Source organism: Sporosarcina sp. Y352 (assembly GCF_056786535.1).
This window is the reverse complement of the sequence record NZ_JBXCJE010000010.1, coordinates 42,589-55,608: the sequence shown is the minus strand read 5'-3', so window position 1 is coordinate 55,608 and position 13,020 is coordinate 42,589. Positions and strand designations below refer to the sequence as shown.

Below are 13,020 nucleotides of genomic sequence, written 5' to 3'. Positions count from 1 at the left end.
CATACTTCATTGTGGAGAAATCAAAACATGATATGTTTCGGTTTCTTCCAAAAAAGAGCGATAATGGTGCCGATCAATAGGACAATCGCTGCAAAGTAGTAAGGATAGTTCAGGTTTATGTCAAATAGCACACCCCCGATTATCGGACCGAAAATATTACCTAGACTTGTGAAAGTAGAATTCATACCACCGACAAAGCCTTGTTCGTTACCCGCTATTTTTGATAAATAAGAAGTAACCGCTGGGCGTATTAAATCAAAGCCGACAAATAAAACGAATGTTGTTAGTAGAATGGAGAAATATGAACTGACATACGTCATTAATAACACAAGTATTGTTGAAATTGCTAAACTATAGCGAATTACATTGATTTCACCCATGTTTTTTACTAACCGATCAAACAATAAGACCTGCGCAACAGCCCCGACAATCCCGCTTCCTGTAATGACGATAGCGATGTCTTTTGGCGTGAAGCCAAATTTGTGGTCGACGAATAGGCTGAATAACGATTCGAAGGCTGCGAGGCCAAAGGACAAGACAAATATTATTATAAACGCTATTAGATACATCGGTATGAAAATGCGGCTTAACCCAGTCTTTTGTCCTGGCGTCGGTACTTCTTCATCTGCACGTTCAGGCTCTTTCAATAGAGCGATTGAAAGAATAGCTGCAAATACCCCTAATACTCCTGCCGAATAGAAAGGAACCCGCGTGCCGATTTCGGCTAAAAAACCGCCTATCCCGGGTCCAATGATAAAGCCTGTACTTATGGCAGCTGACATATAACCGAGTGCTTTTGATCTGTTTGTACTCGTTGTAATATCTGCAATGAAGGCTGTCACCGCAGGCATGATGAACGCCGCACTGATTCCACCAAGCATACGTGAAATGAAGAGGACTTCGATCGATTGTCCCATTCCGAATAAAAACTCCGAAAAGCCAAATATGAATAAGCCCACCACAATCATAATTTTCCGACCGTATTTATCAACCCATCGACCTGAGATTGGCGAGAAGATAAGCTGCGTAATCGCAAATGCCGCAACCATGTAGCCCACGACTGAACCGCTGATTTCCAGCTCATTCATTATCGTCGGTAATACTGGAATAACGAGTCCAATACCTAAAAAGGCAATAAATAAGTTCATTAATAGAATAGCTAATACGCCTTTTTTGTTTTTCATATAGTAAACTCCTCTAACTCTCGACTAGGTGAATTGCGTCGAAATATACACAATACTGACTCTCTCACGAGTATAACATCATTCATATAATAATTAATATGATTTCTTAAGTTTATTGAAATTGCTCTGCCAAAACATTTAACGGTAATCTAAAGGGACGAAAGAGCCCGACTGACTCCTTCATATTTTTCATTATTCTATCCATTACGAATTATTTTCATCAGGATTCTAATTTCACTCTCTAAAAACTTCCCCATCTCTCCACTCGAACCGAGAAAAGTCCTCAGCGATATATAGGTTTGGGAATATTGCCGTACCTTGTTTAAGCAGCTGTGCCACATCGCTTGCCATAAATCGCGCACTAATATGATTGGCGATAAGGGTTTTTACTCCCGCTTCTTTTGCCGTTATAGCGGCATCACCAATCGTCGAATGACCATACTCTTTTGCCAGGTTTCCAGTTCCATTATCGAAAGTAGCTTCGTGAATTAAAATATCCGTATCTTGCGCTAGTTCAACGGCAGCGGCGCAATAGCTGGTATCTCCGAGAATGGCAACCGTAAATCCTTTTTTGGGGTCGCCAGTGACTTCTGAACTAGAAACGATTCGTCCATCATCCAATGTCACATCTTCTCCATCTTTTAGCTGCTTCAACTGCGGACCATTTGGAACTCCCGCTTCTTTCGCTTTTTCAATTAGTAATTTTCCTGGAAGTGGTTTTTGCTCGATTCTGTAACCAAAGCACGGAATAATATGTTGTAAGTTCTTTGTAGTAATACGATAGTTAGCATCTTCAAATACCAGACCTTCACTAACTTCATGGATGTGCAACTCGTAATTTAAATGGGTATTTGTAACTCGCAACGTTGTCTGAAGCCATTCGTTAAGTCCAGGTGGCCCGTATATATCAAGTTTTTCCTTACCTCCAAGGAACGAACGGGAGCCAATTAAACCCGGCAACCCAAATATATGATCACCGTGTAAATGCGTAATGAATATTTTGCTGATTTTTCTTGGTTTCAGAGAAGTATGTAAAATCTGATGCTGTGTCGCTTCCCCACAGTCAAAGAGCCAATAACCTTCTCCTTCAGCGGATAAATTCAATATGACTGCTGATGTATTACGCATTTTTGAAGGCATACCCGCGCCTGTTCCTAGAAATTGCAGTTCCATAATATATGTCCTCCTTTCATTTAAAGCCCCGTTTTACAGTTCCAGGACCAAACTTTTGTTCCAATTGTGATAATAATGTATCCATTGTCTCTTCTTTCTCATGTTTTTCATAGTTATAAATCGATAGTTGCTCATGCAGTTCATTCATCAGAATTACGTTTGTAACAGTAATTCCAAGAAGACGAACCGGCTCCCCGTCCCAATGTTTTTTAAACAAATCAGTCGCCTCTTTGTAAATGTCCTGTTCTTTATAAAGAGGATTGAGGACAGTCCGGCTCCGTGTTTGATTGTGCCAGTCGGCTGTACGAATTTGAATCATAACTACCGTACCAGCAAGTTGCCGATTGTCGAGGCGGACTGCAACTTTTTCCGCCAGCCATTTGAAAACTTTCAAGCATTCGTCCAAGTCTGTTTCATCCACAGGCAATGTAGTTGAACTGCCTACACTTTTTCGTTCTTCAGCTGCTCCTGGGTCTACAGGCCGATCATCAATACCATTTGCACGATTGTGAAGACGGATTCCTTGCTTACCAAGGGAAGACTTGACTGTGAGTTCATCGATTTTCGCGAGATCGCCAATTGTATAAATACCTAGCGTATTCAATTTCTTCTCTGTACTCTCCCCAATTCCATGCATATCAATAACGGGTAGAGGCCATAAAATCGATTCAATTTGTCGTTTCCTTAAAATCGTAACACCCATCGGCTTTTTCATATCCGATGCTGTCTTTGCTAAGAACTTATTCGGTGCAATACCAATTGAACAGGGGAGATCGAGCTCTTGTAAAATACGCTGTTGCATGGACATAGCAATATTTACGGCATCAGTCAAACCACCGATTGCTGTAATGTCAATATACGCCTCATCTATGGACACCGGTTCGACAAGGTCCGTATACGTTCTAAGCAATTCAAAAACCGCAGAAGAAGCGGTTCGATACTTTTCAAAGTCAGGTGGAATTATTACGAGATCCGGGCAAAGCCTTTTCGCCTCACCGACAGTCATTGTCGTGTAAACACCGAACGCTCTCGCTTCGTAAGAGCACGTCACGAGAATGCCTCTCCTTGCTTTCGGATTACCAGCGACAGCGAGTGGTATTCCTTTCAACGAAGGGTCGTGCGCTTGTTCGACGGATGCGAAAAAACTATTCATATCAAGATGAAGAATAACTTTTGCCCGTGATGCACCAACCGTTGTCACGACACTTCCCCTCCTTTACTTTTAGTGTAATTATAATGCAAAAAACGGACAGAAGACACTGTCCGGTTTGCATACTACTCTTCTAGTGCCAATTGCGCTTCTACATAGTCACTGATTTTATCCATACCAGCCAGAGTTTTGGATAGAATCTCCGGATTGACAACAGTAATCATCCGGTTCTCCAAATTTGCAACTGACGTGAAGTAAGGTGTTCGTGAATAAGCCATGAGAGCCGAAGATGTCAAAGCACTTCCAGGGATATCAAGAATTTCTTTTGCATCCAGAACGAGTAACCCCATGAATAAACTGCCGGTCTGAACGACGACAACGCGGGCGTCCTCTCGTCCTTGTGCACTTTTTCCATATAAAATTTGTTCGAAGTCCAGAATCGGAACAAGTTCCCCTCGAATCCGCATAAGTCCCAGCATAAAGTTGGGTAGGTGAGGAATCCGATTCACATGCTCGAGTCGCTCGATAGACACGACCGCCTCAATGGAAATCGCATATTCTTCATTACCGCATTGAACGATGACCGCTTTCAAGTCACTCATGTGGTAAGCCCCCTCTATTATGCAGTCGCTGTTACACGTACGATTTCAAGCAAAAGTTCTGTCAGTTTGTTCAATTCATCAACTGGCATGCGTTCATTTTTTGTATGAATTTCTTCATAACCGACGGATAATGTGACTGTGGGAATGCCTGCACCGTTGAATACATTGCCGTCACTTCCACCACCGCTTGTCATTAGTTCCGGCGTCAATCCAATATTCCGAATGGCTGTTATCGCTGTTTGCACGACTTGTGCATCTTCTTCAAAACTGAAGCCAGGATACATGAGTACAACTTCCGTTTCAGCTCTTCCGCCCATCAGCTCAGCAGTTTGTTCAAACGTCCGCACCATATGCTCCGTTTGTTCATTCAGTTTGTCTGAATTAATGGACCGTGCTTCCGCTAAAATATGAACTTCATCACAGACGATATTCGTTGCTTGCCCGCCTTCAAAGCGTCCAATATTAGCAGTCGTTTCCGAATCAATCCGACCAAGTGACATTGCAGCAATGGATTTGGCCGCAATGTTAATAGCCGAGACGCCTTTTTCAGGAGCAACGCCAGCATGTGCCGTTTTCCCATGGATTGTCGTCCGTAATTTCGCCTGGAATGGTGCAGCAGTTACAATGCCACCCACTTTTTGATCGCTGTCAACAGCGTAGCCAAACTTAGCTTTAATTACTGACATGTCCAACTCTTTCGCACCTACAAGGCCGCTTTCTTCACCAGCTGTAATAACAAACTGAATATCGCCATGTGGCTGACCACTTTCTTTTAATGTACGCGCCATTTCAAAAAGTGCAGCAATCCCCGCTTTATCATCCGCACCAAGAATTGTTGTACCATCCGAATAAATATATCCGTCCTCGCGTAATTCAGGTTTAATTCCCTGACCTGGTACAACGGTGTCCATATGACAAGTGAAATAAATCGGTTCAATTCCTTCAGCTGTCCGATTCATTGTCGCAATTAGATTACCTGCTCCATGTCCAGTACGATCGTCAGAATCATCCTCTTCAACGTCGAATCCAAGTTCCAGCATTTTATTTGTTAATACATCTGCAATTTGACGTTCGTCTTTTGTTTCCGAATCTATTTGAACCAATTCCAAAAATTCGTCTAATAGTCTTTGTTTATTCATCCAAAACATCTCCCTATAGCGGTATATTACCATGTTTCTTGTACGGTCTAGTTTCTTGTTTGTTGCGCATCATGTCGAGTGCTTGTAATAGTTTAATGCGGGTTTCACGCGGATCAATAACGTCATCGACCATACCGTGTGATGCTGCAACGTACGGATTCGAGAACTTCTCACGATACTCTTCAATTTTCTCTGCACGCATCGCTTCGGGATCGTCGCTGTTTGCGATTTCTCTCGCGAAGATGATATTTGCCGCACCTTGTGCGCCCATAACTGCAATTTCAGCGTTTGGCCATGCATAAACAAGATCTGCTCCAATTGACTTTGAATTCAATGCAACATAAGCTCCGCCAAATGCTTTACGCAGAATAACTGTGATTTTTGGAACTGTTGCTTCTGAATAGGCGTACAGTATTTTGGCACCGTGTCGAATTATACCACCATGCTCTTGTTTGATGCCCGGGAAGAAGCCCGTAACGTCTTCAAACGTAATGAGTGGAATATTGAATGAGTCACAGAAGCGTATGAAACGGGCAATTTTATCGGATGAATCAATATCCAGCCCTCCAGCCATCACTTTAGGCTGATTACAAACAAGGCCAACAGGTTCTCCTTTCATGCGAGCCAATCCGACGACAGCATTTCTTGCGAATTCCGCTTGAACTTCCATAAAGGAATCTGCATCAACGACTTGTTCAACGACCCTTCGTACGTCATATGGCCTGATTGTTTCATACGGCACAACATCTGCTAAATCTGCACGGTAATCATCTACTTCATCATACTCCGCAACTGGTGGTTTTTCATTATTATTTTGTGGTAAATAGGCAAGTAATTTTCTAACGCTCTCAAGTACCGTCTTCTCATCTTTACCACGGAAGTGCGCATTACCGCTAATCGTATTATGTACCTTAGAACCACCCAAATCTTCAGATGAAATTTTTTCACCCGTAACCGTTTCAATTACTTTCGGTCCCGTAATGAACATCTGACTTGTTTCGTCTGTCATGAAAACAAAGTCCGTAATGGCAGGCGAATAAACAGCACCCCCTGCACAAGGTCCAAGAATCACAGAAATTTGCGGTATAACGCCTGAATATATAGCGTTACGGTAGAATATTTCTCCGTAACCGTCAAGTGAGACGACACCTTCTTGAATACGCGCTCCGCCTGAATCATTCAAGCCAATGAATGGTGCACCATTCTTTGCAGCGAGGTCCATCACATTAGCAATTTTCATCGCATGCATTTCACCTAGTGCCCCACCAAAAACAGTGAAATCCTGTGAAAATAAATAAATGGGTCTACCGTTAATTTTACCGTAGCCCGTGACAACGCCGTCCCCAGGTCCCACTTGCTTGTCCATTCCAAAATCCCGTGTACGGTGTACAACAAAAGGATTCAATTCAACAAATGAACCCGGATCCAGAAGCAAATCAATTCGTTCCCTGGCAGTCAATTTCCCTTTTTCATGTTGTTTAGCAATTCGTTCGTCTCCGCCACCTAGTTCAATTTCCCTTTTTTTATCATATAACTCATTTATTTTATCATAAATATCCATCTTTTCAGTCCCCTTTACCGCTTTTATCGCATAGTTCATACAAAACTCCGAACGATGATTTAGGATGAAGGAATGCCACTTCTGCTCCACCGGCACCAGGTTTGGGTGCTTCTTGTAGTAATTGGACACCTTTTTCTCGCAGCTCGGCCATCCTAGTTCGTATATCTGTAACCCCAAATGCAATATGATGGACCCCTTCACCGCGTTTTTCGATGAATTTAGCAATTGGCCCGTCTTCCCCGAGTGGTTCGAGTAATTCAAGTTTGATATTTCCAGCATCTATAAATGCGACACGAACTTTCTGACTTGTGACTTCTTCGATAGCCAATAGTGAAAGTCCGAGCGTGTGTATATAATAGTCAATAGATGTCTCAATACTCTTCACAGCGATTCCAACATGATCTACTTTTTGCATAATGATTCCCCCTTCTCCTATTGTACATTTTACCTCATTAAATGAACAGATGTTGTGGAATTCAGTATTTCTGTTAAAATAGAAGTATAAAGCTTAAGGAGTTTTGTCCGATGTCTAATCGTAAAGTACAGAAAGTCGTTGTCTTAGTGATGGTTGGAGCAATGGTCGCTTCCACTCTCGCATTTGGTTTAAGCATGATTATGTAATAACAAAACAGTCCGCATGTGCAGCTAGCACGTACGGACTGTTTTGTTTTGCAAATTAAAAAACATATAGTGTTAATGACTTTTACTATAGCGGTTTCACGTTAAGACGTGCTACTCTCTATTTTTACAGTTCTTCGCAGTATTCTTCGAACTGGCTTTGCAGGTTTGCCACGACAGACATTGGATCATGTCCTTCGATTTCATAACGACCAACCTCAGCCACCATTTTTCCATCTTTCATTAAAACGAATGACGGTGAAGAGGGCAAGTGATCATCTCCGAAAAGCATGCGTGCTTGAGCAGTCGCTTCTTTGTCTTGTCCTGCAAACACAGTTACTAAGTGATCCGGACGTTTGTCGTAATGCACTGAATGTGCAGCCGCTGGACGTGCGATACCGCCTGCACAACCACAAACTGAGTTCACCATAACAAGTGTCGTACCGGGACGTTTAAAAGCATCTTCAACTAGCTCAGGTGTTGTCAATTGCTCATATCCGCTCGCTTCCATCTCCGAACGTGCTGTTTTAAGGATATCATTCATATAAAGATCAAAATTCATATTCATGTATAATCAAACCCCTTTCTATTTTCTTCTATATCATAGCAGGTGGAAACGGTTCCTGCAAAAAGTCTAGCTTTCGAACAACTTTTCAACAGCGACCGTTACTGTAAGACTTCCGCCAAGCAATGCTTTCTCAAGTTCAGCGACTTCCTCTTTTTTACCGGGCTGAGCAAAAAAAGTATCAATAAGACGGTCTTTAATCATGGAACGGAACCAGTCTTTCGTTTGTCCCTGCCTACGTCCATCCCAAAATCCAGCTTGATCCATTGTATCTTTAAATAAATTTATCGTCTTCCATACTTCTTCAAGTCCTGTATTTACAGTTGAGGAAACAGGCAATGCCGTTGATGTCCAGCCTGGTGAAGCCGGTTGAAGAAAATGTAGGATTTGACGGTATTCTCGTACGGTCTTTTTCGCCAGCCTCAGATTGTCTCCGTCCGCTTTATGTACGACAACACCATCTGCCAACTCCATAATCCCTTTTTTCATCCCTTGCAATTCATCTCCCGCCCCCGTAAGCACGAGCAACATGAAATAATCGACCATTCCGCGAACGACCGTTTCACTCTGGCCAACACCAACTGTTTCAATCAAGATAACCTCATAGCCCGCCGCTTCACAAAGGAGCATCGTTTCACGCGACTTTTTGTGTACGCCGCCCAGTGTCCCAGCTGTTGGAGAAGGCCGAATGAAAGCATTTGGATGCCTAGCGAGTTCTTCCATACGTGTTTTATCACCCAAAATACTGCCGCCTGTTACAGTGGAACTTGGATCGATCGCAAGTACCGCAACCTTATACCCCTGATTCGCTAGCATCAGTCCGAATGCTTCGATAAATGTACTTTTCCCTGCACCCGGAACTCCAGTGATTCCAATTCTTATGCTGTTACCCGTTTTCGGTAGCAGGTCTAGTAGAAGTTGCTGACCCGCCACTTTATCATCCCAAGTTATGCTTTCAAGAAGTGTAATTCCTTTTGCTAAATGAAGCCGAGAACCATTGGATATCCTTTCCGATAACTCTTCAATCGGAATGATGCGCTCTTTCTTTACAAATCGCTTTCGCGCAGTTGCTGCCATGCCGTCATGTGAGGATGTAATTCCGTCCATCACATTTAGAGCGCTGTCATCAAGTAAACGGTTTTTTTCTTTCAATCCGCCACTTCCTCGTAGCCAAGCCTGCGATAGATTTCTTCAATTACTTTCTGCGCAGCAACTGGAATGACTGTGCCCGGACCGAAAATTGCGGCTGCGCCATTTTCACGTAAGAATGCATAATCTTGTGCGGGAATAACGCCACCGACAACAATCAGAATATCCTCCCGTCCAATTTTGGCAAGTTCCTCCCGGAGTGTGGGTACAAGTGTTTTATGCCCGGCTGCAAGCGAGCTCACCCCAATAACGTGCACATCATTTTCAGCGGCTTGCAATGCAGTCTCTTCTGGTGTTTGGAAAAGAGGTCCAATGTCAACATCAAAACCAAGGTCCGCGAAGGAAGAAGCGATTACTTTCGCACCTCGATCATGACCGTCTTGTCCCATTTTCGCAATAAGGATACGCGGACGACGACCTTCGTTTTCCAGAAAATCCTCAGCCATCATTTTCACTTCTTCGATTTCCTCAGTATTCGAGAAGTTCGAACTGTATACACCACTCACGGAACGAATCACCGCCTTATGTCTGCCCGATACTATTTCAATCGCGTCTGAAATTTCACCGATAGTTGCACGTGCGCGTGCCGCTTTAACCGCACATTCAAGTAGATTGCCGTTACCGCTACGTGAGATTTCAGTCAACTCATTGAGATAATTAGTGACTTCTTCATCGTCGCGAGCTTCTTTCATCAAGTTAATACGGTCAATTTGCTTTTGGCGAACGAGCGTATTATCTATGTCCAAAATATCGATAGGATCTTCTGTCTCCAGACGGTACTTATTCACCCCGATAATTGACTCTGCACGTGAATCGATTTGCGCCTGACGTTTTGCTGCTGCTTCTTCGATTTTCATCTTCGGAAGACCAGTTTCAATCGCTTTCGCCATACCGCCGAGCTCCTCGATTTCTTCAATTAGTTCCCATGCTTTCCCCATCAACTCGTCCGTCAGTTTTTCAACATAATACGAGCCACCCCATGGATCGATTACTTTTGTCATCATCGTCTCTTCTTGCAGGAACAATTGCGTATTTCGCGCAATTCGGGCAGAGAAATCCGTCGGCAAAGCAATTGCTTCGTCTAGCGCATTTGTATGAAGTGATTGGGTATGTCCCATCGCAGCAGCATTCGCCTCAATCAATGTGCGAGTTATATTATTGAACGGATCCTGTTCAGTCAAGCTCCAACCAGACGTCTGAGAGTGCGTGCGTAGAGCAAGAGATTTCGGGTTTTCCGGTTCAAACGTCTGCATCATTTGTGCCCACATTTTACGTGCAGCCCGCATTTTTGCAACTTCCATGTAATAATTCATGCCAACTGCCCAAAAAAACGACAACCTCGGTGCGAATGAATCAATATCAATGCCCGCTTTCAAACCTGTACGAACATATTCAAGCCCATCCGCAAGCGTATAGGCAAGCTCGATATCGGCCGTTGCTCCAGCTTCCTGCATATGATAGCCCGAAATTGATATTGAGTTGAATTTCGGCATATTGTTAGATGTATATTCAAAAATATCTGCAATGATTTTCATTGACATATCAGGAGGGAAAATATATGTATTCCTTACCATATATTCTTTCAAAATGTCATTTTGGATTGTACCAGCAAGTTTGTCAGCCGACACACCTTGTTCTTCAGCTGCTACGATGTAAAATGCCATAATTGGCAGCACTGCGCCATTCATCGTCATCGATACGGACATCTGATCCAACGGAATGCCGTCAAATAAAATCTTCATATCCTCTACCGAATCAATAGCAACCCCTGCTTTTCCGACATCTCCCGTAACACGCGGGTGATCGGAGTCGTAGCCGCGGTGAGTCGCAAGGTCAAACGCTACAGATAACCCTTTCTGTCCCATTGCCAGATTTCGACGATAAAATGCGTTGCTTTCCTCAGCAGTCGAAAATCCGGCGTATTGGCGAACTGTCCATGGTCTTGAAACGAACATCGTCGGGTAGGGGCCTCTGGTATTTGGCGCAATACCAGGTAAATCAGTTAAATGGTTAAGGTTTTCGGTATCTTTATCTGTATAGAGCGTTTTGACATCGATTCCTTCGTTTGTTCTGAAAACCTCTCCTGCCCGAGCTGTTATTTCAGTCGAATTACTGGAAGTATGCTGCAAATCTACTTTGTTGAAATCAGGCTTGTTCATTAATCGCGCCACCTTTCAATTTGTCGTTGATGGCTATCAGTTTTTCCACTTTATCTTGACCTGCGAAAACAAAACCATTTAAACCTGCATTCATCCACTTCTCGGCAAGAGCAGCGTCATACTTTCCTGCCGCATCTAACACAAGATGTTGTGGACTTCCTGCCAGTAATTGGTCCATTACAGTTTCAGTGAGATTAGATGTTGCACAGACGACTGCATAGGCTGGTTTTTCATGCTTAAGCCATTCAATTGCTTGTTGTGCATTATCAAATGCAGGACTCCACTTAGTGCGCATTCCACCTGTTGCTAAAAACCCGCTAACAAAATCCGCACGCGGTTTGAAATCTTTCAAGTTACCAAACGTCAACAATGCAATGTTTGTTTCATCCTCTTTTTGCTCGGCAGCTAGCTTCTCGAAAGGCTCTGCAAGACGTCCTTCAAGTTGAATGCCCTCCCAATCAGTGAAGTTTGTATCTGTTAATTCCGCGTAAACATTCGTCCCAATCAACGACTTTTTCCCGTTTGCAACTTCAGCTCTACGCTCTTCAAGTAACATTTCAAGTCGTCCACTAGTGATAAATGCATCATAACCGCCTACAGACTCCATTTCCAAAAAGAGCGCCCAAGATTTGTCAACAAGTTCAGAAGTCAACGTTTCTATAAAATAGGATCCACCTGATGGATCGATCACCTTATCGACATGCGTTTCTTCTTTTATAACCAGTTGTATATTACGTGCCAAGCGAACAGAACTGCTCGTCGGTCCAGTAATTATATTATGTGGATGAACTGTGATGACGTCTGCACCACCAAGTACAGCAGCAAACGTTTCATTCCCAGCACGCAATACGTTCACATACGGATCTAGTTTTGAATAGGAACGTAAGGACGTTGTAGCGATAACCGGGACATACGGTGCTTCCTGGACGTTATAAGCTGAACAAATTGCTTTCCAAAGAATACGGAATGCACGAAACTTTGCAATTTCCATGAAGAAATGAGTGTCAACTGCAAAGCGAACAAAGAAGTCCTCAGCAAAAGAACTAAAATTATCCACTTTTGAAGCCTGTTCCGCAATATATGATAGTACTAATGCAAGTTCAGTTATTGTATCAGCACCTTTGTGATGTACCGCCCACATATCTGCTCCACTGGTCAAAACATTTGTAAAATCTACTGGAGTGCTCCAGTTCTTTACCGCAATCGCCCCTTTAACAGATGACCGATCCGTTTTCGGTACAAGTGAAAAGACATTCAAAAACATGTCATTCTGATTGGTATTTGTGATGAAAACTGGATATTCCACCATGAGTTTTGCAATTTCAATAAGAGAAGAGTCATCCCATTGTAGTGGACTTGTACCATCATAAACAATCGCTTCATTACCTCGTTTAATAGACTCTTTCAGATCAGCTACGAACTGTTTGCCATCCTTCGCATATTGCTGCTGCGCAACTACCCAGCCTGTATCTATTTTTGGAGCACGATTTGAGCGTGTATGTTCCGAAAGGTTTTCTAGTGTATAAAGTGGCTGCAGGTCGATACCTTCAATTGTTTTTGTAATAAGTGATTCAAAAGACTTGCCTTTCATTGATTGAATAGAGACATTTTTCCATTGTTCAAATCCTGTTTCTTTAAATGTTGTTTTTTTCATGGTATGTATTGTCATATTGGACGCTTGCGCTTCCCCCCTTTAAATTGCTACTATTACCTAGTTTAA

The 13,020-nt window shown here is 43.0% G+C and carries 12 protein-coding genes; 1 reads left to right on the top strand and 11 read right to left on the bottom strand.

Annotated elements, in window-relative coordinates; all coding sequences use genetic code 11:
• Positions 1 to 20: 20 nt before the first annotated feature.
• The 7 genes from norA to mce form a co-directional block, all read right to left on the bottom strand.
• Positions 21 to 1,184: a multidrug efflux MFS transporter NorA gene (norA, locus tag AC1TO6_RS15545; protein WP_482102533.1), complete on the bottom strand. Its 1,164-nt coding sequence runs from the start codon at positions 1,182 to 1,184 to the stop codon at positions 21 to 23.
• Between the two features lie 234 nt (positions 1,185 to 1,418).
• Positions 1,419 to 2,357: a ribonuclease Z gene (rnz, locus tag AC1TO6_RS15540; protein WP_482102532.1), complete on the bottom strand. Its 939-nt coding sequence runs from the start codon at positions 2,355 to 2,357 to the stop codon at positions 1,419 to 1,421.
• Positions 2,358 to 2,373: 16 nt separating this feature from the next.
• Entirely contained in the window at positions 2,374 to 3,558 is a 1,185-nt protein-coding gene (locus tag AC1TO6_RS15535) for a DNA polymerase IV (RefSeq protein WP_482102531.1), read from the bottom strand.
• Positions 3,559 to 3,632: 74 nt separating this feature from the next.
• Positions 3,633 to 4,109 carry a chemotaxis protein CheW gene (locus AC1TO6_RS15530; RefSeq protein ID WP_482102530.1) on the bottom strand — a complete coding sequence of 159 codons (477 nt, stop codon included), beginning with the start codon at positions 4,107 to 4,109 and terminating at the stop codon, positions 3,633 to 3,635.
• A 17-nt stretch (positions 4,110 to 4,126) separates the two neighbouring features.
• Positions 4,127 to 5,248 carry a M20/M25/M40 family metallo-hydrolase gene (locus AC1TO6_RS15525; protein WP_482102529.1) on the bottom strand — a complete coding sequence of 374 codons (1,122 nt, stop codon included), beginning with the start codon at positions 5,246 to 5,248 and terminating at the stop codon, positions 4,127 to 4,129.
• A 13-nt stretch (positions 5,249 to 5,261) separates the two neighbouring features.
• Positions 5,262 to 6,809, bottom strand: coding sequence for an acyl-CoA carboxylase subunit beta (locus tag AC1TO6_RS15520; protein WP_482102528.1), 1,548 nt, complete (start codon positions 6,807 to 6,809; stop codon positions 5,262 to 5,264).
• A gap of 4 nt (positions 6,810 to 6,813) precedes the next feature.
• Positions 6,814 to 7,224, bottom strand: a complete 411-nt coding sequence (gene mce / locus AC1TO6_RS15515; protein ID WP_482102527.1) for a methylmalonyl-CoA epimerase — start codon at positions 7,222 to 7,224, stop codon at positions 6,814 to 6,816.
• 110 nt (positions 7,225 to 7,334) lie between these two features.
• On the opposite strand from mce, the gene prli42 reads away from it, so the two are divergent.
• Positions 7,335 to 7,430 (top strand): stressosome-associated protein Prli42, encoded by a 96-nt coding sequence (gene prli42 / locus AC1TO6_RS15510; RefSeq protein ID WP_482102526.1) that lies wholly within the window; start codon positions 7,335 to 7,337, stop codon positions 7,428 to 7,430.
• A gap of 124 nt (positions 7,431 to 7,554) precedes the next feature.
• Here prli42 and AC1TO6_RS15505 read toward each other — a convergent pair whose 3' ends face one another.
• The 4 genes from AC1TO6_RS15505 to AC1TO6_RS15490 form a co-directional block, all read right to left on the bottom strand.
• Positions 7,555 to 7,995, bottom strand: a complete 441-nt coding sequence (locus AC1TO6_RS15505) for a BrxA/BrxB family bacilliredoxin (protein WP_482102525.1) — start codon at positions 7,993 to 7,995, stop codon at positions 7,555 to 7,557.
• A gap of 66 nt (positions 7,996 to 8,061) precedes the next feature.
• On the bottom strand, positions 8,062 to 9,099 hold the full coding sequence (meaB, locus tag AC1TO6_RS15500) for a methylmalonyl Co-A mutase-associated GTPase MeaB (protein WP_482102600.1): 1,038 nt from the start codon (positions 9,097 to 9,099) through the stop codon (positions 8,062 to 8,064).
• 41 nt (positions 9,100 to 9,140) lie between these two features.
• Positions 9,141 to 11,300, bottom strand: coding sequence for a methylmalonyl-CoA mutase (gene scpA, locus AC1TO6_RS15495; protein ID WP_482102524.1), 2,160 nt, complete (start codon positions 11,298 to 11,300; stop codon positions 9,141 to 9,143).
• A complete protein-coding gene (locus tag AC1TO6_RS15490) occupies positions 11,287 to 12,969 on the bottom strand; it encodes a methylmalonyl-CoA mutase family protein (RefSeq protein ID WP_482102523.1) in 1,683 nt (560 codons plus the stop codon). The genes scpA and AC1TO6_RS15490 overlap by 14 nt, the downstream gene beginning before the upstream one ends.
• Between the last annotated feature and the right edge of the window lie 51 nt (positions 12,970 to 13,020).

Coding starts and splice junctions, on each gene's coding strand:
- AC1TO6_RS15490 (WP_482102523.1), bottom strand. CDS start 12,969: ATGACAATACATACCATGAAAAAAACAACATTTAAAGAAACAGGATTT.
- rnz (WP_482102532.1), bottom strand. CDS start 2,357: ATGGAACTGCAATTTCTAGGAACAGGCGCGGGTATGCCTTCAAAAATG.
- meaB (WP_482102600.1), bottom strand. CDS start 9,099: ATGGACGGAATTACATCCTCACATGACGGCATGGCAGCAACTGCGCGA.
- prli42 (WP_482102526.1), top strand. CDS start 7,335: ATGTCTAATCGTAAAGTACAGAAAGTCGTTGTCTTAGTGATGGTTGGA.
- AC1TO6_RS15505 (WP_482102525.1), bottom strand. CDS start 7,995: ATGAATATGAATTTTGATCTTTATATGAATGATATCCTTAAAACAGCA.
- AC1TO6_RS15525 (WP_482102529.1), bottom strand. CDS start 5,248: ATGAATAAACAAAGACTATTAGACGAATTTTTGGAATTGGTTCAAATA.
- AC1TO6_RS15520 (WP_482102528.1), bottom strand. CDS start 6,809: ATGGATATTTATGATAAAATAAATGAGTTATATGATAAAAAAAGGGAA.
- AC1TO6_RS15530 (WP_482102530.1), bottom strand. CDS start 4,109: ATGAGTGACTTGAAAGCGGTCATCGTTCAATGCGGTAATGAAGAATAT.
- norA (WP_482102533.1), bottom strand. CDS start 1,184: ATGAAAAACAAAAAAGGCGTATTAGCTATTCTATTAATGAACTTATTT.
- scpA (WP_482102524.1), bottom strand. CDS start 11,300: ATGAACAAGCCTGATTTCAACAAAGTAGATTTGCAGCATACTTCCAGT.
- mce (WP_482102527.1), bottom strand. CDS start 7,224: ATGCAAAAAGTAGATCATGTTGGAATCGCTGTGAAGAGTATTGAGACA.